Source organism: Flavobacterium sp. CFBP9031 (assembly GCF_034044945.1).
In the GTDB taxonomy this organism is placed as follows: Bacteria; Bacteroidota; Bacteroidia; order Flavobacteriales; family Flavobacteriaceae; genus Flavobacterium.
This window is the reverse complement of the sequence record NZ_JAXCWF010000005.1, coordinates 291607-311870: the sequence shown is the minus strand read 5'-3', so window position 1 is coordinate 311870 and position 20264 is coordinate 291607. Positions and strand designations below refer to the sequence as shown.

The 20264-nt window shown below is 33.0% G+C and carries 18 protein-coding genes; 10 read left to right on the top strand and 8 right to left on the bottom strand.

Translation table 11 applies throughout. The features are described 5' to 3' along the window. Positions 1 to 119 precede the first annotated feature (119 nt). The gene (locus SOM12_RS11005; protein WP_095928139.1) at positions 120 to 563 is read left to right on the top strand and encodes a hypothetical protein; all 444 of its coding nucleotides are present in this window, start codon (positions 120 to 122) and stop codon (positions 561 to 563) included. 22 nt (positions 564 to 585) lie between these two features. On the opposite strand, the gene SOM12_RS11000 is transcribed toward SOM12_RS11005, so the two are convergent. Together SOM12_RS11000 and SOM12_RS10995 are read right to left on the bottom strand one after the other, a co-directional pair. Continuing rightward, positions 586 to 1494: a GYDIA family GHMP kinase gene (locus SOM12_RS11000; protein WP_320493444.1), complete on the bottom strand. Its 909-nt coding sequence runs from the start codon at positions 1492 to 1494 to the stop codon at positions 586 to 588. A 102-nt stretch (positions 1495 to 1596) separates the two neighbouring features. Beyond that, complete coding sequence (locus tag SOM12_RS10995; RefSeq protein WP_320493494.1) at positions 1597 to 2910, bottom strand: hydroxymethylglutaryl-CoA reductase, degradative; 1314 nt, start codon at positions 2908 to 2910, stop codon at positions 1597 to 1599. 180 nt (positions 2911 to 3090) lie between these two features. On the opposite strand from SOM12_RS10995, the gene SOM12_RS10990 reads away from it, so the two are divergent. The 6 genes from SOM12_RS10990 to SOM12_RS10965 all read left to right on the top strand — a co-directional run bounded on the left by SOM12_RS10990 (position 3091) and on the right by SOM12_RS10965 (position 10356). Beyond that, positions 3091 to 5262: a S9 family peptidase gene (locus SOM12_RS10990; RefSeq protein WP_320493443.1), complete on the top strand. Its 2172-nt coding sequence runs from the start codon at positions 3091 to 3093 to the stop codon at positions 5260 to 5262. Between the two features lie 34 nt (positions 5263 to 5296). Next, complete coding sequence (locus SOM12_RS10985) at positions 5297 to 6973, top strand: peptide MFS transporter (protein WP_320493442.1); 1677 nt, start codon at positions 5297 to 5299, stop codon at positions 6971 to 6973. A 3-nt stretch (positions 6974 to 6976) separates the two neighbouring features. After that, the gene (locus SOM12_RS10980; RefSeq protein ID WP_095928134.1) at positions 6977 to 8461 is read left to right on the top strand and encodes a peptide MFS transporter; all 1485 of its coding nucleotides are present in this window, start codon (positions 6977 to 6979) and stop codon (positions 8459 to 8461) included. A gap of 47 nt (positions 8462 to 8508) precedes the next feature. Beyond that, the gene (locus SOM12_RS10975) at positions 8509 to 8976 is read left to right on the top strand and encodes a thioredoxin family protein (RefSeq protein ID WP_095928133.1); all 468 of its coding nucleotides are present in this window, start codon (positions 8509 to 8511) and stop codon (positions 8974 to 8976) included. Positions 8977 to 9191: 215 nt separating this feature from the next. After that, positions 9192 to 9644, top strand: coding sequence for a hypothetical protein (locus SOM12_RS10970; protein ID WP_095928132.1), 453 nt, complete (start codon positions 9192 to 9194; stop codon positions 9642 to 9644). A 262-nt stretch (positions 9645 to 9906) separates the two neighbouring features. Then, complete coding sequence (locus SOM12_RS10965; RefSeq protein ID WP_172426842.1) at positions 9907 to 10356, top strand: thioredoxin family protein; 450 nt, start codon at positions 9907 to 9909, stop codon at positions 10354 to 10356. Between the two features lie 2 nt (positions 10357 to 10358). Here SOM12_RS10965 and SOM12_RS10960 read toward each other — a convergent pair whose 3' ends face one another. The 5 genes from SOM12_RS10960 to surE form a co-directional block, all read right to left on the bottom strand. Next, positions 10359 to 12383, bottom strand: a complete 2025-nt coding sequence (locus tag SOM12_RS10960) for a ComEC/Rec2 family competence protein (protein WP_320493441.1) — start codon at positions 12381 to 12383, stop codon at positions 10359 to 10361. A 50-nt stretch (positions 12384 to 12433) separates the two neighbouring features. Beyond that, a complete protein-coding gene (locus tag SOM12_RS10955) occupies positions 12434 to 12931 on the bottom strand; it encodes a C40 family peptidase (RefSeq protein WP_095928129.1) in 498 nt (165 codons plus the stop codon). A 5-nt stretch (positions 12932 to 12936) separates the two neighbouring features. Further along, positions 12937 to 14058 carry a lipid-A-disaccharide synthase gene (gene lpxB, locus SOM12_RS10950; protein ID WP_095928128.1) on the bottom strand — a complete coding sequence of 374 codons (1122 nt, stop codon included), beginning with the start codon at positions 14056 to 14058 and terminating at the stop codon, positions 12937 to 12939. A 63-nt stretch (positions 14059 to 14121) separates the two neighbouring features. Then, positions 14122 to 14391 carry a hypothetical protein gene (locus SOM12_RS10945; protein WP_095928127.1) on the bottom strand — a complete coding sequence of 90 codons (270 nt, stop codon included), beginning with the start codon at positions 14389 to 14391 and terminating at the stop codon, positions 14122 to 14124. Continuing rightward, the gene (gene surE / locus SOM12_RS10940) at positions 14384 to 15163 is read right to left on the bottom strand and encodes a 5'/3'-nucleotidase SurE (RefSeq protein ID WP_320493440.1); all 780 of its coding nucleotides are present in this window, start codon (positions 15161 to 15163) and stop codon (positions 14384 to 14386) included. The genes SOM12_RS10945 and surE overlap by 8 nt, the downstream gene beginning before the upstream one ends. A 212-nt stretch (positions 15164 to 15375) precedes the next feature. Here surE and SOM12_RS10935 point away from each other — a divergent pair, with 212 nt between their 5' ends. The 3 genes from SOM12_RS10935 (at position 15376) to glsA (ending at position 19509) form a co-directional block, all read left to right on the top strand. Further along, positions 15376 to 17559, top strand: coding sequence for a carboxy terminal-processing peptidase (locus tag SOM12_RS10935; protein ID WP_320493439.1), 2184 nt, complete (start codon positions 15376 to 15378; stop codon positions 17557 to 17559). Between the two features lie 95 nt (positions 17560 to 17654). Then, positions 17655 to 18440, top strand: a complete 786-nt coding sequence (locus SOM12_RS10930; protein ID WP_320493438.1) for a DNA/RNA non-specific endonuclease — start codon at positions 17655 to 17657, stop codon at positions 18438 to 18440. 58 nt (positions 18441 to 18498) lie between these two features. Continuing rightward, positions 18499 to 19509 carry a glutaminase A gene (gene glsA, locus SOM12_RS10925; RefSeq protein ID WP_320493437.1) on the top strand — a complete coding sequence of 337 codons (1011 nt, stop codon included), beginning with the start codon at positions 18499 to 18501 and terminating at the stop codon, positions 19507 to 19509. Between the two features lie 67 nt (positions 19510 to 19576). Here glsA and rpe read toward each other — a convergent pair whose 3' ends face one another. Further along, positions 19577 to 20239 carry a ribulose-phosphate 3-epimerase gene (gene rpe, locus SOM12_RS10920; RefSeq protein WP_320493436.1) on the bottom strand — a complete coding sequence of 221 codons (663 nt, stop codon included), beginning with the start codon at positions 20237 to 20239 and terminating at the stop codon, positions 19577 to 19579. Between the last annotated feature and the right edge of the window lie 25 nt (positions 20240 to 20264).

Here is a 20264-nt window from a genome sequence, read left to right as displayed (position 1 = left end):
TTCAAAATATTACAGTTTATTTGCTCGATTTTTTATTTTAACATATTTTTGGCTTTTGCTGAAAAAAAATAAGAAACAAACCAAAACCAAAAGCAATATCCTTAATAATTAATCATTTAATGTTTTTTACTTTTAATTTTTTTAGAAAGAAGCCGAGAGTATATACCAAAATAGAAAGTCATATTTATGGGATTATTATCGAGCTTTTAAAAGTGGGCAGCACCGACATCAATGTTGATGAATTGGGTGGAAAGTATTATTTGAGTAATGAAGAGCAGCATTTTAAAGTTACTATTTTGAGTAACGACTATGTGATCAGATTGACAAATACACATGATTCTGTTGCCGAAAAATATGATAAAGTTTTTGTAGAAGATGTTTTAAGGGCTGTAAAAGAGGAGAAACACCGCCGAATGGAAGTGGTTTACGATTCTATTACAAACAGCATCGAAAAAATGGCTGAACGCTTGCACAATAGGCTTATAGAGTCTAATGAGCAAGAAAGCAAAGCTGTGCGTCGTTTGGAGACAAAGCACGTTAAAAGCACTAAAAAGGCTAATTAATGTCTTTTTTTCAAAATTGATTTTATAAAATCATTTCTTCATAAGTTAAAATCGTCTCATATCCTTTATTAAAGAAATAGTCTTTCGGATTTTCTTTAGAAACTACCATAACAAAATCGCCGCCCCAAGCTCCTAGACTTTTAATGACACCATTAAAATCAGGAAAAATAGCTTCTTTTATAGTTTGCATTTCTAAGACTTTGCTCAAATGAATTTCATGTTTCTGAACTGCAGAAGCAAAATCTTTTAATGTTTGAGCATGAAGAATCGCATTTGTGATTTTATTGTTTTCTGTAACTCTGTCTGCTAAATGATTGTTTTTGTGATTGTTGTAAGAGAAAATTGCAGATTTGCTATTTTGTTTTTTATTCAAATAAACAAAATAAATGTGCTCCTTAAAGTCTGGGTTAAATTCAACTTGCTGTACAAAATTATCTTTTATTCTGTATAAAACAGGGGTGTTGTTTTGTGCGCACGCAATATCATAACCGCTTCCGCCAAAACTATTATTTAATAGCGTAAAAGCATTAATTTCAGTCCACTGTGCAATATTATTTATAAGAGTCGAGGAGGTTCCTAATCCCCAGTTTTTTGGAAAACTCAAATGCGTGCTTACTTTATAGCCAGTAGCGTTATCAATAAACTTTGGATTTAAAATATAAGCTTCATGCAGTATGTTGACTAAAGTCGATTTTACCGTGTCAATTTGAGAGTTTAAACCTTTTATAACTTCGTCAAATGAAATAGTCTCTTCAAACCATAAGTGTTTGTCGTAATCATAACTTTTCCATTCAATTTGTTTGTCTTCTGAATCTTCAATCACTAAATCCTGACCAAATTTTGTAGGCAACGCAAAAGCATCTGCTCCATCCAAAACCAGATATTCTCCAGCAATAAAAAGTTTTCCGTTACTATAAAAGGTTGTTGACATACTTGTTTTATTATATAAATTCTAAATCTTAAATTTCAAATTCCAAATGTGAAATTCCAAGTAGGAAATTTGGAACTTAAAATATTGGAATTTTTGACTTTTTTATTTTCTTAAGTTTTCAATAAATTCTACCACAGCGCTATGAGAAACAGCTGTTTTTTTGAAGTGTGTTTTAATTAAATGACGCTCTTCATCGGTAGCTTCAAATTGATTGATAATGTTGTTAAGGTGCATTTTCATATGTCCTTCCTGAATTCCAGTTGTGGTTAGCGAGCGCAATGCAGCAAAATTTTGTGCTAAACCTGCAACTGCTACAATTTGCATTAATTCTGGTGCGGATGGTTTCTCTAAAATTTCTAAGCACAATTTTACTAAAGGATGTAAAGAGGTTAAGCCACCAACTGTGCCAACTGCAAGCGGAATTTCAAGCCAAAAAGTAAAGATTCCGTTTTCGATTTTGGCGTGAGATAAACTTGCGTATTGACCATTTCGAGCTGCATAAGCATGAACGCCAGCTTCTACGGCTCTAAAATCGTTTCCTGTTGCCAGAATTACAGCATCGACACCATTCATGATGCCTTTGTTATGGGTAACTGCTCTAAAAGGTTCAACTTCTGCGATTTGAACGGCTTGAACAAAACGTTCTGCAAATTCTTGAGGATTGGTGATGTGTTTTTCTGCTAATTCTTCGATTGGGCAAGAAACTTCAGCTCTAACAAGGCAGTGCGGCACGTAGTTAGAGAGAATACTCATTATGACCTCTAGGTTTTCACCATTTTTGCACAAGTCAGAATTTTGAGCTTCTTCTTTTAAAGTTGTAGCAAATTGCTCTAAGCAAGAATTGATGAAATTGGCTCCCATGCTGTCTTTTGTTTCAAAAGTAGCATGAAGCTGATAGTAGTTTTCAAGTAAACTTCTTTTGTCTTTTAGTTTAATATCTAAAATTCCTCCACCACGCTGCTGCATATTTTTGGTAATGCTTTGCGTTTCTGAAAAGAATTTTGGTTTTAATTGGTCAAAAAACTGAGTTAGTTTTTCTGCATCTCCGCTATAAGTAAAATGCACCTGACCAATTTTTTCAGTATTGATAATAGTAGCTTTAAATCCGCCTCTTGTAGACCAGTATTTTGCGGCTTTTGAAGCTGCTGCAACTACAGAACTTTCTTCAATTGCCATCGGAATTGTTTTGTATTTTCCGTTAATCAAAAAGTTAGGAGCAACTCCAAGTGGTATATAAAGGTTTGTAATGGTGTTTTCTATAAATTCGTCATGAAGCTGCTGAAGCTTTTCGTCTGAATTCCAGTAATTTCTTATAATATTTTGTGCCTCTTCAGGATTTGAAAAATATTCATTTGCAATCCAGTTAATTTTTTCTTTTTTGGATAATTTAGAAAATCCGGCAACAGCGTTGTTCATTCTCAATGTATTAAATAATATTGTGTGCACAAAGATACTATTTTAAGAGTTTTGATTGCAATCTATTTCAGACATGAAAGTACGCAATCGTTATTTTTTTTAACATTTAACACTTAAAATGTGTATTATGTTTATTTTTTTTACTAAAATTGGACTCTTTTTATATTTAAAATAATTCTAATGAATACAAGCAAATTTACTGCAGTACTTTTATTCTTAACTGCGGTTGTTTTTGGACAGCAAAAAATAACTGTCGAAAATGTTTTTGGCGGTACTTTCCGGGCAAAAGGAATGGATGAACTACAATCGCTGAAAAATACAAATCAATACACTGTTTTAAATGTGGATCAGGCGAGTAGAAGTATGCAGATTGATTTATACGATTTTGCTACCCTGAAAAAAGTATCGAATCTTATTGATACTAAGAACCATAAAGAACTTGCCGACGGAATTAACAGCTATACTTTTGATGCTTCTGAAAAAAAGATCTTAATTGCTTGTCATTCTTCTAAAATCTTCCGTCACTCTTTTACTGCCGATTACTACCTTTATGATATCGCAGCAAAATCTCTGATCAAACTTGTTGATTTTCAAATTCAAGAGCCAACATTCTCACCTGACGGAACAAAAATCGCTTACGCAAAAGAAAATAACTTATATGTATACGACGTAGCATCAAAAAAATCTACGGCTATTACAACAGACGGAAAGAAAAATGCTATTATAAATGGTATTACGGACTGGGTTTATGAAGAAGAGTTTGCATTTGTTCGCGCTTTCGACTGGAGTAAAGACAGTAAAAAAGTAGCTTATATTCGTTTTGACGAAAGCCAAGTTCCTGAGTTTTCAATGTCAATCTTCCATAAAGATTTATATCCAAAAATTGAGACTTTTAAATATCCTAAAGCTGGAGAAAAAAATTCAGAAGTTTCATTACATATCTATGATGTAGCTGCTGCAGCAACTAAGAAAGTAGATTTAGGAAAATATAATGATTTCTATATTGCAAGAATGCAATGGACAAATGATACAAATATACTTTGTGCACAGGTTTTAAACCGTCATCAAGATAATTTAGACTTATTGTTTGTTGATGGAAACACAGCTGCTTCAAAAGTAGTTTTGAATGAAAAAGATAAAGCATATGTAGATATCAATGATAATTTGACGTTCTTAAAAGATAACAGTTTTATCTGGACAAGCGAAAAAGACGGTTTCAATCATATTTATGTATATGATAAAAACGGAAAACTTAAAAATCAAGTTACAAAAGGAAACTGGGAAGTAGTTTCATACTACGGTTTCGACGAAAAAACAAAAACGATTTTCTACCAATCTACAGAAAATGGCTCTATCAATAGAGATCTTTACAGAATTGGTTTAGACGGAAAAAATAAAGTTCGTTTGTCTTCTAAAGTTGGAACAAATAAAGCGACATTCAGTCCAAATTTCCAATACTTTATCAATACGTATTCTAGCGCTACACAGCCAACGGTTTATACTTTAAATGATGCAAAAGCTGGAAAAGAAATTCAGGTTATCGAAAATAATCAGGCTCTTGCTGATAAATTGAAAGGGTATGACCTTCCTTCAAAAGAATTTATTGTTTTAAAAACAGCAAAAGGAAATGAATTGAATGCTTGGATTTTAAAACCAAAAGATTTTGATCCTTCAAAAAAATATCCTGTTTTCATGTTCCAATATTCTGGTCCAGGATCTCAGCAGGTAGCAAATCAGTGGAATAATTCTAATGATTACTGGTTCCTTTCATTAACGCAGCAAGGTTATATCGTAGCTTGTGTTGACGGAAGAGGTACAGGTTACAAAGGAGCTGATTTCAAAAAAGTGACTCAAAAAGAATTAGGAAAATATGAGGTTGAAGACCAAATAGATGCTGCAAAAGTAATTGGTGCTTATTCTTATGTTGATGCTTCAAGAATTGGAATCTTCGGATGGAGCTACGGTGGATTTATGGCTTCTAACTGTATTTTCCAAGGAAACGATGTGTTTAAAATGGCAATTGCTGTTGCGCCAGTTACCAACTGGAGATTTTACGACAGCGTTTATACAGAAAGATACATGCAGACTCCACAAGAGAATGCAAGCGGATACGATCAAAACTCTCCAATTAATCATGTTAGTAAATTGAAAGGAAAGTTCTTGTTGATTCATGGTTCTGGAGATGACAATGTTCATGTTCAAAACACGATGCAGATGATGGAAGCTTTAATTCAGGCTAATAAGCAGTTTGATTCTCAAATTTATCCAGATAAAGACCACGGTATTTATGGCGGAAACACTAGAGTTCAGCTTTACGCAAAAATGACCAATTTCATCAAAGAAAATCTATAATTTAAAATCATAACCTAATTAAATAGTGAATAATATGGGAGAAACACAAGTAAAAACCGCGCATCCAAAAGGGCTTTGGGTATTGTTTGGAACGGAGATGTGGGAGCGATTCAATTTTTATGGAATGCGAGCTTTATTAACTTTATTCCTTGTGAATTCATTATTAATGAAGGAAGAAGAAGCTTCTTTAATTTACGGAGGTTTCCTTGGGCTTTGTTATTTGACTCCAATGTTAGGAGGTTTTGTTGCTGACCGCTATTTAGGAAACAGAAATTGTATCTTATTAGGAGGGTTGTTAATGGCAATAGGACAAATGCTTTTGTTTACGAGCGGAAGTATTTTTGAGTCTAATTTAGACTTGGCAAAAATCGTTATGTACTCTGCATTGGGTGTAATTGTTTTTGGTAACGGATTCTTTAAACCAAACATTTCTAGTATGGTTGGAAGTTTGTATCCAAAACAAGAAAAAACAAAATTGGATAGTGCATTTACTATTTTCTATATGGGAATTAACATCGGAGCATTCTTAGGTCAGTCTATCTGTCCTTTGTTAGGAGATGTTAAAGATGCTGGTGGAATTAGAGATATCCACGCTTTTAGATGGGGATTCATGGCGGCTTCTGTGGCTATGTTGTTAGGAACAATTTTGTTCTACTTCTTAAAAAATAAATATGTGGTTTCTCCAGAAGGAAAACCATTAGGAGGACTTCCTTCTAAAAATGATGCTTCGGATTTTGAAGAAGGAGAAGCTCAGAAAGCAAACTTTTCTAATAAAGCTTTAATAAGTGCAGGAGTTGCTTTTATTGCTTTAGGTTTCTTTTTTCATTATGTTGTAGGTCAGAACTTAATTTATACTTTGATTTACTCAAGTGGTTTGGCTTTGGCAGGATTAATTATCTCTGATACTTCTTTAACTAAAATTGAAAGAGATAGAATTATTGTAATCTACATCGTATCGTTCTTTATTATCTTTTTCTGGGCGGCATTTGAGCAGGCGGGTTCGTCTTTAACTTTTATTGCAGATAACCAAACAGACAGACATTTCTTTGGTTGGGCAATGCCACCATCGATGGTTCAAATTTTTAACGGATTATTTGTTGTGCTTTTAGCAGTTCCTTTCAGTGTGCTTTGGGATACTTTAAGAGCTAAAGGGAAAGAGCCGATTTCTCCTGTAAAATTGGCTGCAGGTTTAGTAATCATTTCGATTAGTTTCTTTATGATCGCGACTCAGGTTTCTTATATCGGAACTTCAGGTTTCTTGCTAGTTAAATGGTTGATCTTATTATATTTCTTAAATACATGTGCAGAGTTGTGTTTGTCTCCAATTGGTTTGTCATTGGTTGGTAAATTATCTCCAAAACGTTTTGCATCATTATTATACGGAGTATTCTTCTTGTCTAATGCATCAGGTTACGCTTTAGGAGGAACTTTAGGTTCTATTTTACCAGCAACTGGTGATAAATTTGCAAAAGCAAAAGAATTAGGAATCGATCTTCAGGCAGTTTTAGATAAAAAAATAACGCTTTCAGCAGACCAATTGGCTTTGTTGGATCATCATCAAATTAGTGCGCAAAACCCAATTTTTGCAGGATTTGAAATCCATAACTTATATGAATTCTTTATGGTATTTGTTGTCCTAACTGGTATTGCTGCAATTTTATTATTTGCTTTAACACCACTATTGAAAAAATTAATGCACGGTGTTAGATAAAAAATGGAAAACAATATTACTTTAGAAGAAATTCAAAATTTTAAAGGCAAGTACCCAAAACAATTGTGGTACTTGTTTTTGGTTGAAATGTGGGAGCGTTTTTGTTTCTACGGAATGAGAGGGGTTTTAGCTTTTTTTATGGTAGACCAATTAGGTCTAGTAGAAGGAAAAGCAAATTTGCAATATGGAGCAATTCAGGCTTTTGTATATGCATTTACTTTTATCGGTGGAATCTTTGCCGATAAAATACTAGGTTTTAAGAAATCGCTTCTTTTTGGAGGAATTGTCATGATTCTTGGGAACTTGCTTATTGCAGCTTCTCCGCATGATTTCTTTTACTACGGAATAACACTTTCTATTATCGGAACTGGTTTTTTTAAACCAAACGTATCTTCAATGGTAGGAGAGTTGTATCATGAAAGTGACGGCCGTCGAGATGCTGGTTACGGATTGTTTTATGCAGGAATTAATATTGGAGGAATGCTTGGTGGTGCAATTCCTATTTATTTAGGAAAAAACTATTCTTGGAGTCTTTGTTTTCTTTCTGCGGCAATTGTGATGATAATTGGAGTTATTACTTTTCTTTTAACGAAAAAGCATCTTGCGCCAATTGGAAATTCTCCATTAGAAAACCATGCACCTAAAAAACGTAATCTTTATGAAACTGCAGTTTATGTAGGTTCTTTTGTTGTAATTCCACTAGTTTATATAATGGTTATCAATTCTGATTTTACAGAGTACTTTATGTATACTATGGGAGTAGTGGCATTAGGATATTTTGCATATGAATTGATAATGTTAAAAGATGGAAAACAGCAGAGAAAACTTTTAGCTGCATTTGTATTCATTTTTGGATACTTTATGTTTATGGCCATCTCGGAGCAATCTGGAGGTTCATTGTCTTTGTTTGCAAAAGACAATTTATCGAACAAGTTGTTGTTTTTTCATATTGATCCAAATGTGGTAAATAACAGTATCAACTCATTGTATGTTGTTATTTTTAGTCCATTGGTAGGTTTGTTATGGATATTAATGGCTAAGCGAAAAATTGAACCTAACACTGTTATTAAGTTTGGTTTGTCATTTATTCTTCTTGCGGCAGGTTTCTTTATCTTTTACTCTGCTAGATTTTTTGTAGATGCAGATGGATTAAGTTCTTTGGATGTTTTTGCTTTAGGATATCTTGTTTATACGCTTGGAGAGTTGTGTATTGGTCCAATCGGAATGTCGGTAATTACCAAATTATCTCCTAAACGATTGTTTGGAATGATGATGGGATTGTGGTTCTTGTCTAGTGCATTTGGTCAGTTTGCTGCTGGGAAATTGGGAGCCGAAATATCTGATGCCAACACTGGAACTACATTAATGTCTAAACTTATTGCCTATACAGACGGATATTATCAATTAGCATTGTATTCTTTAATTGCCGGAGTTGTTTTAATTGTGGCTACCCCGCTAATCAAGAGATTAATGCAGGAAGTTAAATAATTATATTGTAATAACTTTTTGCATAAATTTGCATAAAATTCCTCGTTATGAAAAAAATACTACTCATCGCTTTGTTTTTAATTGGAGCCGCAAATATTCAGGCGCAAGAATTAAAATGGTATACAGATGTTAGAGAAGCCATTACTATAAGTAACAAAGAACAAAAGCCTATGCTAATGTTTTTTACAGGCAGTGATTGGTGTGGTTGGTGTATTCGTTTGCAAAATGAAGTTTTAAAAACTGCCGAATTTAAAAAGTGGGCGACTGATAATGTAGTTCTAGTAGAATTAGATTATCCTAGAGCTGTTGCACAAACGCCAGAGCTTAAAAGTCAAAACAATGAATTGCAGCAAGCTTTCGGTATTCAAGGGTTTCCAACTGTTTTCTTTACAAGTGCAGAAACAAAAGACGGAAGAGTTAATTTTAAAGGTCTTGGTAAAACAGGATATGTTGCTGGTGGGCCATCTGCTTGGTTAAATGTTGCAGAAGGTATAGTGCATCCGAAGAAATTATAAATTTAGAATAAAAAAATATCAAAAGGTCTCTTACACTGTAAGGGACCTTTTTTTTGTTTAGTAGGAAAAATTCTTTACAAAATATAGGCAAATTGAGTATTATTTATTTTATCACGTTTAAAAAAACATATAATGTATTTTTTGTGCTAATAAAATTTGGATAACTAAAATATAATGTTAATTTCGTCTTGCTAATCTAACCAAAACCAATTTATATGACTAAAAAACTACTTATCCTACTGTTTTTTTTAGGTTCATTTATGGCCCAAGCACAAAACTTAGCATGGAGAACAAACATGACAGATGCTATTGCTATAAGTAATGACCAGAAAAAACCAATGCTGATTTTATTCACTGCCTCAGGTGTACCAGAAAATCTTCAAAATGAAATCTTTAAAACGCCCGATTTTGCGGTTTGGTCACGTGACAATGTGGTCTTAGTAAAATTAGATTTGTCTGATATGAATGCTTCAGATAGCGATCGTGAACAAAATGTGAAATTAAAAAATGCATTTGGAGTTCAAGATCTTCCAGAAGTATGCTTTGCAATGGCATCGGTAAGAAAAAACAAAACTACATTTAGTGCTTTAGGAAAAATAGCCTATAAACCTGGAGGAGCGAAAGCTTGGATTGCAGAATCAAATGCAATTTTACATCCATCAGAATAGTAAACGATTTCATTCGACTTTTATTTTAATTTTTTTTAGTCCCCTTTCTGTTTTACAGGAGGGGATTTTTTTTATTCTAAAAAAGATCAATCAATATTTGATTGTTTTTATTAGTGTTTATTTCACATTTATTAAAAAACAGGCAATTTATTGTCAATTTGATTTTAATGCTTAGAACTTGGTTTTTAATCTCTTAAAATCTTTATTGGATTATATTTTTATACTATTTTAGTTTTATTAACATAACCTAAACCAAAATTATATGCCGAAAAAATTACTTATCCTACTATTTTTTTTAAGTCCATTTTATATGAATTCTCAAAATATAATATGGAAAACAGACATTAATGATGCCGTAACTGTAAGTGCGGAAAAGAGAAAGCCTTTGCTGATTTTTTTTACTAGTCAAAACGTGAGTCCTCAATTACAAAATGAAATTTTTGCCACTCGTGATTTTGAAGAATGGTCGCGTAAAAATGTTATTTTGGTCAAGCTTGATCTTTCTGATCCATCTATTTCTGATGCTAGTAAAGAGCAAAATTTGCGATTGAAAAATGCTTTTGGTATAGAAGAGGTTCCGCAAGTGTGTTTTTCTGAAGTTACCAGTAGAAAAGGAAAGACCAATTTTAATAAACTAGGACTTATAGGCTATAAAGCTTCTGGCGTTAAATCATGGATTTCTGAATCGGATTTGATTTTAAATCCAGAATAAAATTACAATCTATAATATCCCTTTTCTTTTGTTGAATGAAAAGGGATATTTTTTTTAAGACAACTATTTTTCCAATTTTTCTGAATCGAATTAGAGTTCGATCCATCAGCAATAACAATTTTAGGACGAATATTTTCTAGCAATCGATCCAGATTTATTTTTGAGGTCTGAGTAAGAATTAAAATATCTGGATTTACTTTTTCTGGTAAAGTTTTAGTGCTGTCAATAATTAGAATTTTGGTGTCTTTAAAATAAAGCACATTTTTGATCTCTTTGATTCTAGATAACGCAATTGAATTCCCTACGAGATACGAATTGATGTTTCTGTTGTTTTCAATAACAGTATCTCTAGTAAAAAGCACAAGATTTCTTCCTGAACGTTCAGAAATGAGTGTATTGTTTCTTTCGTTGTAAACAATCAATTCTTCTTCTTTTTCTGTTTCTATTTTGGTTAAAATAAAGGCAAGCTGGATCGTAATAATTGAAATCAATGCAAATAGCAATTTGCTGAAACTTGGCTTTTTAATCCAGATAATGGTGCTGATTATAAATAAAGAAAATGCCCATAAATGAAACAAATTAAAACTGATGTCTCTGATAACAAATGAATCTATAGAAGCAACAGCATGAATCGTAAGATTTAGCAGATAAATGCTTTTCTCAAAAATCATAGTGATGAATAAGGGCGGACTGGTGAAAATGGAGATAATCATAACCACAATTCCAGCAATCATGATAAAGGATAAAATAGGGAGTATAATAATGTTTGTGACAAAAAATAACCCTGGAAATTGATGGAAATAATAAAGGCATAAAGGCAATGTGCCAATTTGAGCAGCGAATGAAACCGTTAAAGCTTCCCAAATGTAAATTGTTATTTTGTTTTTTGGTTTATAAATGTTTTTTAAAACAGGCTGTAGCCAAAGAATGAAAAAAAGTGCGATGTAACTTAATTGAAAGCCAACATCAAATAAGAAATAAGGCTCAAAAAGTAATATTAGTAAAATTGAAACGAGTAAAGTATGGTAGATGTTGCCAGTTCGGCGCAAATGATTTCCAATTGCAAGAAAGGAGAACATGACTACAGATCGTAAAACGGAAGGCGATAAGCCAGAAATAATAGCAAAACCAGCTAAGGAAATTAGAATGCAAGCCAGTTTAAAAAATGAACCTTTTTTTGTGTTTGGAATTGGTTTGAGTATAAAGGTTATAAAAATCATTATAAAGCCTACATGAAGCCCAGAAACCGATAAAACGTGTGTAGCGCCAGAGTATTGATAATCTTGGATAATGTCTTGTGAAATGTCCTGCTGCTGACCTAAAATGAGCGCCAGAGCAACATTCATTTCAGATTTGTTGAATTTTGACTTTTCAAGATTAAAAATTATTCGCGAATGTAATTTGGCACAATAATACCAAATGTCTTTTTGAATGTTTTTGTTCACCAAAATTTCTTTTTTAGAACAATAAATCTGAGCATAAATTTGTTTGTCTGCCAAATATCTACTGTAATCAAATTGATTTGGATTTTTACTGGGTTTATTTCGCTGTAAAAGCGTTTGAATTTTAATGTTGTTTCCTATAATTAGAGCATTGCGGTTACTATCTTTTTGAACGTTTACAATTATTTTTCCAGAATAAACTTTTCCTGAAATGGTTTTGATATGCCCAATGTAACGATCACTGAAATCATTGCTTTTTAATTTTTCTCTCAAGATTAAAGTAAGAGATTGTTTTGTTTCAAATGCTGCTTTGCAATGCGTGTAATTGTTCTTTTGAAGACTTTCGGTATGGCTAATAAGAGTAAAAGAACCTAAGAAAAAAGAGAGCAAGTAAACTGAAATCCCAAAAAGAATTGTTTTCTTATTGTTTTTTAAATTCCATAAATAGGTACTGACAAATAAGAAAAGACAAATTAGTAGCAAATAATGAATTGCCGCAATAGATAAGTGTAAATAATAAGCTGTGATGACACCTATTATAAAAGCGATTGTAATTTTTATTAACGGAAAATCTAATACTTTCATGGCTTAAAAGTATTAAATATTTGTAAGAAAAATAATAAAAAAATATCTTTTTATTGAAGAATCCTATTTACCTGCTCAAAGGAGTTTTTGTAATAAGGTTCTTTGGTAGAGGAAATAATTACACCTTTTGAGGTAGATGAGTGGACAAATTTTATTTCATCAGAATTGACCTCTGTAATTAGTCCGACGTGATTGATTTGTCTGCTTTTGTTGGTTTTAAAGAAAATTAAATCTCCCTTTTTGGCGTCATTTAATGGGACAACTTTTCCAATTTTTGCTTGATCGAAAGAACTTCTCGGAAGTTGGATGTTTTCACTTTCAAAAGTGGTATAAACCAATCCAGAACAATCAAAACCGCTTTTTGTAGTTCCGCCTGCTTTATAGCGAACGCCAATATTATCAGTAGCTTTTTCAATTAAATTATTAACCAAAGCTCTGTTTTCTTTTTTCGATTCGCTTTTTGTGCTGTTTTTTGATACCGCTGTCGAAGTGGATTTACAAGAAGTAACAGCAATTGCTAAAAGCAGAAAAATTACAATTCGTTTCAAATCAATTAATTATTTTGTTTTAAATCGGCAACAATGAGTTTTGCTGTGTTTTTACTCGCGCCAACTCCACCTAATTTTTGTTCTAATATATCGTAATTTTGCAGCACTTTATTGCGATGGCCAGGCTCTAATAATTTTTGAAGTTCTTCTTTGATTCGTTTTTTATTACAATCTGCTTGAATCAACTCGGTTACAACTTCTTGATCCATAATTAAATTGACAAGAGAAATATACTTTAATGTAATAATGCGTTTTGCAATTTGGTACGAAACTTCGCTTCCTTTATAGCAAACGACCTCGGGAACTTTAAAAAGTGCAGTTTCAAGAGTTGCAGTTCCAGAAGTTACAAGAGCAGCTGTCGAAGAACGAAGCAAATCATATGTTTTGTTCGAAACAAAGGCAATGTTTTTATTTTTCAGGAATTGCTGATAAAATTCGTATTCCTGACTTGGAGCGCCTGCAATAACAAATTCATAATCCTGAAAATCATCTACAACGCTCAGCATCACACTCAGCATTTTGGTAATTTCCTGTTTACGACTTCCTGGTAGAACGGCAATAATGGGCTTTTCGCCTAAATTATTTTCTTTTCTAAAGAAAGCTTCATCAAAAGCGGGCTGATTCTGAATGGCATCAATAAGCGGATGTCCAACAAAATCTACAGGAAAATGATGTTTGTCTTCGTAGAAACTTTTCTCGAATGGCAAAATAACATACATCTTATCAATGTCTTGTTTGATGGCTTTAATTCGATTTTCTTTCCAAGCCCAAATTTGAGGAGAAATATAGTAATGTGTTTTATAACCTAATTCTTTTGCCCATTTTGCAATTCGCATATTAAAACCAGGATAATCAATAAAAATAATCACATCTGGTTTGAACTCCGAGATGTCTTTTTTACAGATTTTAATATTGTTTAAAATGGTTTTTAAATTGAAAACCACTTCAATAAAGCCCATAAAAGCTAGGTCGCGATAGTGTTTTACGAGAGTTCCGCCTGCTTTTTGCATTAAGTCTCCACCCCAAAATCTAATTTCTGCTTCTGGATCTTCGGTATATAATGCCTTCATTAAATTTGAACCATGTAAATCTCCAGAGGCTTCTCCTGCAATTATGTAATACTTCATGTTGGTTTTTTTGTAAATGTGCTAAAGTTGTAACCATTAAAAGGAACTTAGCAAAGATAAGATTTAAATAACTAATGTAGAAATTGCCAGTACAATCACGGCTAGAATTACGCCACGCGCCATAAATTCTTTATTTCTTTTTAACAGAATACCAAAAACGGCAAGGTCTAAAAGTGTTCCTATAGTAATTATTTTTCCGAGATATCCGTATTCTCGAATCATTTGAAATCCTTGCGAAATATCAAATGTGGTAAAAAAAGTGATGAATAGATAACTTCCTAAAAGAGCCGTAAAAATTCCGATTAAAAATCCGATCAGTATTTCTTTAGTCATTTAATTTCCAAGTATTAAGTTGTTGAATAGAGTGGTGAGCGGTCAAGTCAAATTGTACTGGAACTACAGAAACATATCCGTTTTCCAATGCCCATTCGTCAGTGTCTTCGCCTTTATCTTCGTTTACAAATTTTCCGGCAAGCCAGTAATAATCTTTCCCAAAAGGAGTTTGTCTTTTATCAAATTTTTGCGCATAGTAGGCTTTCGCTTGACGGCAAACTTTAATTCCTTTAATTTCAGACTCCTTTAATTTTGGAAAATTGACATTTAAAACTACTCCTGGCGGAAGTTTATTGGCTAGGGTTTCTAAAGTGATTTTTTTTACAAAAGACTTTATTGGTTCAAAATCAGCATTCCAATCAAAATCTAAAAGAGAAAATCCTATAGCCTGAATACCTTCGATTCCAGCTTCAACTGCGGCACTCATGGTTCCAGAATAAATGACATTGATAGAAGAATTCGATCCGTGATTTATTCCCGAAACGCACAAATCGGGTTTACGTTTTAAGATTTCGTTTACTGCCAATTTTACACAATCGACAGGCGTTCCAGAGCAGCTGTACTCTGCAATTGTGTCATTATCTTTGGAGATTTTATCAATAAATAAAGTATTGTTAACGGTGATTGCGTGCCCCATTGCGCTTTGCGGTTTGTCTGGTGCAACGACAATGACATCGCCTATTGTTTCCATGACACTAATAAGGGCTCTAATTCCAGGAGCCAAAATACCATCGTCGTTGGTTACTAATATAAGTGGTTTCTCGGCTTTCATTTAATAAATATTATGTGTAGTTTTAACAATTGTAAGATTTTAAGAGCAAAATTAATCACAATTATTTGCGAGAAGTCACAAATACTGTAAAATTTGTCAACTAAGGTAAAGAACTTTTTTGCGAATTAAACATTTTTATATCTTTAACAAAAAATTATCGAAGCGTTAGCTCTCGTGGCATAGTTTTTAACGTAACTTAGATAAAAAAATTGATGAATGCTATTATAAAGTTTATGAAAAGAAATTATAAGATACTCATAGCCGTATTGTGCTTATCGCTTACATTATTTGCATTTAAGATGAATGCCGATAGGACAATCGACCCAGATCCAAACAAAGACAAGACACTTTTAGAATTATTAGCATTTGTTATTGAAAAAGGACATTACAGCCCAGCAGAAATAAATGATGAATTTTCTAAAGGTATTTTCAAGGATTATATTGATGCTTTAGACCCTTCAAAAAGATTTTTCCTTCAGTCTGATATTGACGAATTCAAACAGTATGAATTAATGCTGGATGATCAATTTTTGAATAAAGATATTACGTTTTTCAATCTTACTTATACAAGGTTAATGAAGCGTATGGAGGAAAGTAAAAAACGTTATAAAACGATTTTAGCTCAGCCATTTAATTATAATGTAGATGAGACTTTTGATGCGGATTATGAGAAAATCCCCTATGCAAAAAACTTAGCGGAAATTAATGAAAGATGGAGAAAACAGATTAAATTATCGACTCTTTCTTCTTTGGTTACAAAACAAAAAATTGAAGATGAAAAGAAGAAAAAAGATCCAGCTTACAAAGAGAAATCTTTTGAAACTTTAGAGAAAGAAACTCGTGAAAGTTCATTAAAATCTCTAGATGATAATTTTAGCGTGATTAAAGATTTGAATAGAGACTACTGGTTTTCTGTTTATTTGAACTCGATCATGGCTCGTTTTGATCCGCATACAAGCTATTTTGCACCAGAAGAAAAAGATCGTTTTGATGTAAACATCAGCGGTAAATTGGAAGGTATTGGAGCTCGTTTGACTAAGAAAAACGATTTTACTCAAATTGATGAATTAATTTCTGGAGGTCCAGCATGGAAAGGAAAACAATTAGAAGCAGGAGATTTAATCTTGAAAGTGGCTCAAGGAAACGAAGAGCCTGTAGATGTTGTTGGAATGCGTTTGGATGATGTTGTAAAGAAAATTAAAGGTCACAAAGGAACTGAAGTAAAATTGACTGTTAAGAAAGTTGATGGTTCTATTAAAGTGATTTCTATTATTCGTGATGTTGTTGAAATTGAAGAAACATACGCTAAGTCTAGTATTGTGGAGAAAGATGGTTTAAAATATGGAGTGATCTATCTTCCTAAATTTTATATCGATTTTGAAAACAAAGACGGACGTGATGCAGGAAAAGATATTGCTCGTGAAGTAGAGAGATTGAAAAAAGAAAACATCAACGGTATTGTTTTAGACGTTCGTGATGATGGTGGAGGATCTCTTTCTACAGTGGTTGATATTGCTGGTTTATTTATCGAAGAAGGACCAATCGTTCAGGTAAAATCTGCTGGTAAAAAGAAAGAAGTTTTATATGATAAAGATAAAAAAATCGAGTGGGATGGCCCATTAGTTATCATGGTAAACAGTTTTTCTGCTTCGGCTTCTGAGATCTTGGCGGCTGCAATTCAGGATTATAAACGTGGTGTGATTATCGGAAGTAAACAAACTTATGGTAAAGGAACTGTGCAAAACGTATTAGATTTAAATCAGTTTGTGCGTAATGCAAACTATGGAGATCTTGGAGCATTGAAAATTACAGGACAGAAGTTTTATAGAATTAACGGTGGTTCTACTCAATTAGAAGGTGTTCATAGTGATGTGGTAATGCCAGATCGTTATGCTTACTTAAAAATGGGAGAGAGAGACATTGATAATGCAATGCCTTGGGATAAAATTGATCCAGCCGATTACAGCACTTGGACTTCTAATGAGAATTTCAACAAAGCAATTATGAATAGTAAAAACAGAATTGCTCAAAATGCTCAATTTAAGTTAATTGATGATAATGCGAAATGGATCGATGTTAAAAATAAAGAAAACGTATATAGCTTGAATATTAAGAGTTTTAAAGAAACTCAAGAACAAGTTGAAAACGAAGGAAAAAAATATAAACCAATTTCTGATTACAAAAACGATTTGATTTTTAAATCATTACCGTATGAAGAAGATGAAATGAAAGCTGATGCTTCTTTAAAAGAAAAAAGAGATGCATGGCACCAAGCTTTATCTAAAGATGTTTATGTAGAAGAAGCGTTAAACGTATTGGATGATTTACAATCAAAAAGTTTGGTAAAAGCTACAGTTAATCCTAAAATGAAAAAGGACAAGCTAGTGAAGTCTTAAATTCGAGAAGAATTTAATTTGTTTAAAAACGCTCTATGAATTTTAAATTTATGGAGCGTTTTTTTTGTAAGTTTAACCTCAAAAAAAATAAAATTATGAAAGTTGGCCTGAGTTTGATTTTAATGGGGTTTGCCTTGTTTTCTTGTAAAAAGGAGAATGCAGAAATTACTGAAAAAGTAAATAATGAGGAAGCGGTTTCTTTTGCAGGAAATTCTTCTAACACAGATTCGGTCTATACGGTTGCTTATTTGCCAACGTCGACGACAAAGCAGATTGTAAAACATCAATACTATACTTTGTCGTATAATGAAAAGTTTGAACAGGCAGAATGGGTGGCGTACGAATTGAAAAAAGAATATTTAAAAAATAATGATTTTAAAAGGCCATATTTTATTGAAGATCCAAATGTAACGACAGGTTCTGCAGATTGGAGAAATTATAAAAATTCAGGTTATGATAAAGGACATCTTTGCCCTGCTGGAGATATGGAATTTAGCAAAGAGGCTTATAACGATACTTTTTACACGTCGAATATTTCTCCTCAGAAAAAGGAATTTAATGCTGGAATTTGGAATAGAATAGAGCAGAAGACGCGTTATTGGGCAGGAAAATATAATGATATTTATGTCGTAACTGGCGGAATTGCGAAAGAATCGGATAGAAAAATAGGAACAGAAAAAGTTGCTGTTCCTAAATATTTTTATAAAATCGTTTTGGCTAAAACAGGTAAAGAGCATAAAGCAATTGCTTTCTTGGTTCCAAACGAAAAAAGCGATAAATCTATTTATGATTTTGTTGTTCCGATTGAAACTTTAGAAAAAATGACTGGAATTGATTTCTTCCCGAATCTTAAAAATCTTAAAAGCAGTAAGGATTTTTAATTCAATACTATTTAGTCATAAATTAATACAGAATACAAATAAGAATGCATTTTTTAGAATGAACAAGCAAATGATTTTTGTTGGTTTAATGATTGTTTTTATCATAAACCAAGGCTATAGCCAAATACTACTGAATAAACAAAATATAGAGAATACACTTAATGAGGCCTTTAATAAATTTAAAGATTTAAAAGAAGGAAAAAATGCCGACTATATTCAAGAGCTTGCCAATGTTGATCCCGATATTTTTGGTATTGCAATTGTTACCGCAGAGGGAGCCATATATACAAAAGGTGATATAACATCAATGGTTTCGATTCAAAGTATATCGAAAGTGTTTACTATGGCAAAAGTAATTGAGCAAGAAGGGTCACAATTTTTGGAAGATAAAGTAGGAGTAAATGCGACTGGATTGCCATTTAATTCTATTGTTGCAGTAGAAATGCACAAAGGCGATAAAATTAATCCTCTTGTAAATCCAGGAGCTATTGCAACCACTAGCCTTATTCGGGGTAATGATTCTATAGCAAAATGGAAAGAAATCCAGAAAATTCATAGTGATTTTGCCGGAAGACAGCTTTCTATAAATCGTCCTGTTTATAGAAGTGAGGCTGGTGATAATTTGCGGAATCAAGCTATTGCACATTTGCTATTGGCTTATAACAGAATATATTTTGATCCGGTACAAGCAACAGATCTTTATACGAAACAATGTGCATTGAATGTAAATGTAAAGGATCTTGCTACAATGGCGGCCACATTGGCAAATGGAGGTGTTAATCCTATTACAAAGAATAAGGTGGTTAGTCAGACAACTGTTATGTATACTTTGCCTGTAATGGCAACTGCTGGGCTTTATGACAATTCTGGAATTTGGCTGTTTAACTCGGGGCTTCCAGCAAAGAGTGGAGTTGGAGGAGGAATATTGGCAGTGTGTCCTGGCAAATTTGGAATTGCGGTTATTTCGCCGCCATTAGATGAAACTGGAAATAGTTTGAAAGCTCAGAAAGTGATCCAATACGTTGTAGAAAAACTTAAAGCAAACCCTTATTGGATTACTCCTAAGTAGGTTTGAGGTAATAAAAAAAGAAAAGGACAAAAAATGTTTTGGCCTTTTCTTTTTTGTTTTTGAAAGTTTAAAAAGCAGTAAGAGCTTTTAACTCTGCAATTGTTTCTGTTGGGTTTTCGGCTTTAAAAACAAAGCTTCCAGCAACTAAAACATCTGCACCAGCTTCTACCAATTGTTTGGCGTTTTTGCTGGTTACACCGCCGTCAATTTCGATTAGTGTTGAAGCATTTTTGCGTGTAATCAATGCTTTTAGTTTTTTTACTTTGTCATAAGTATTTTCGATGAATGATTGTCCTCCAAATCCTGGGTTAACACTCATGATGCAAACTACATCAATATCATTTATAACGTCTTCTAAGAGATCAACATTAGTGTGAGGGTTCATTGCTACTCCCGCTTTCATTCCTTCTGCTTTAATGGCTTGCAGTGTTCTGTGCAAGTGCGTGCATGCTTCGTAATGTACGGTTAATCCGTTTGCTCCTAAATCGGCAAAGGTTTTAATGTATCGATCTGGGTCAACAATCATTAAATGTACATCGATATATTTTTTTGCATGTTTTGTAATTGCTTCTAGAACTGGCATACCAAATGAGATGTTTGGAACAAAAACGCCGTCCATAATATCGATATGGAACCAATCTGCCTGACTGTTGTTAAGCATTTCTGCATCACGCTGTAAATTACCAAAATCGGCAGCAAGAACTGAAGGAGCAATAAGTGTATTTTTCATTGTAGTGTGTTGTTTTTTTTACAAA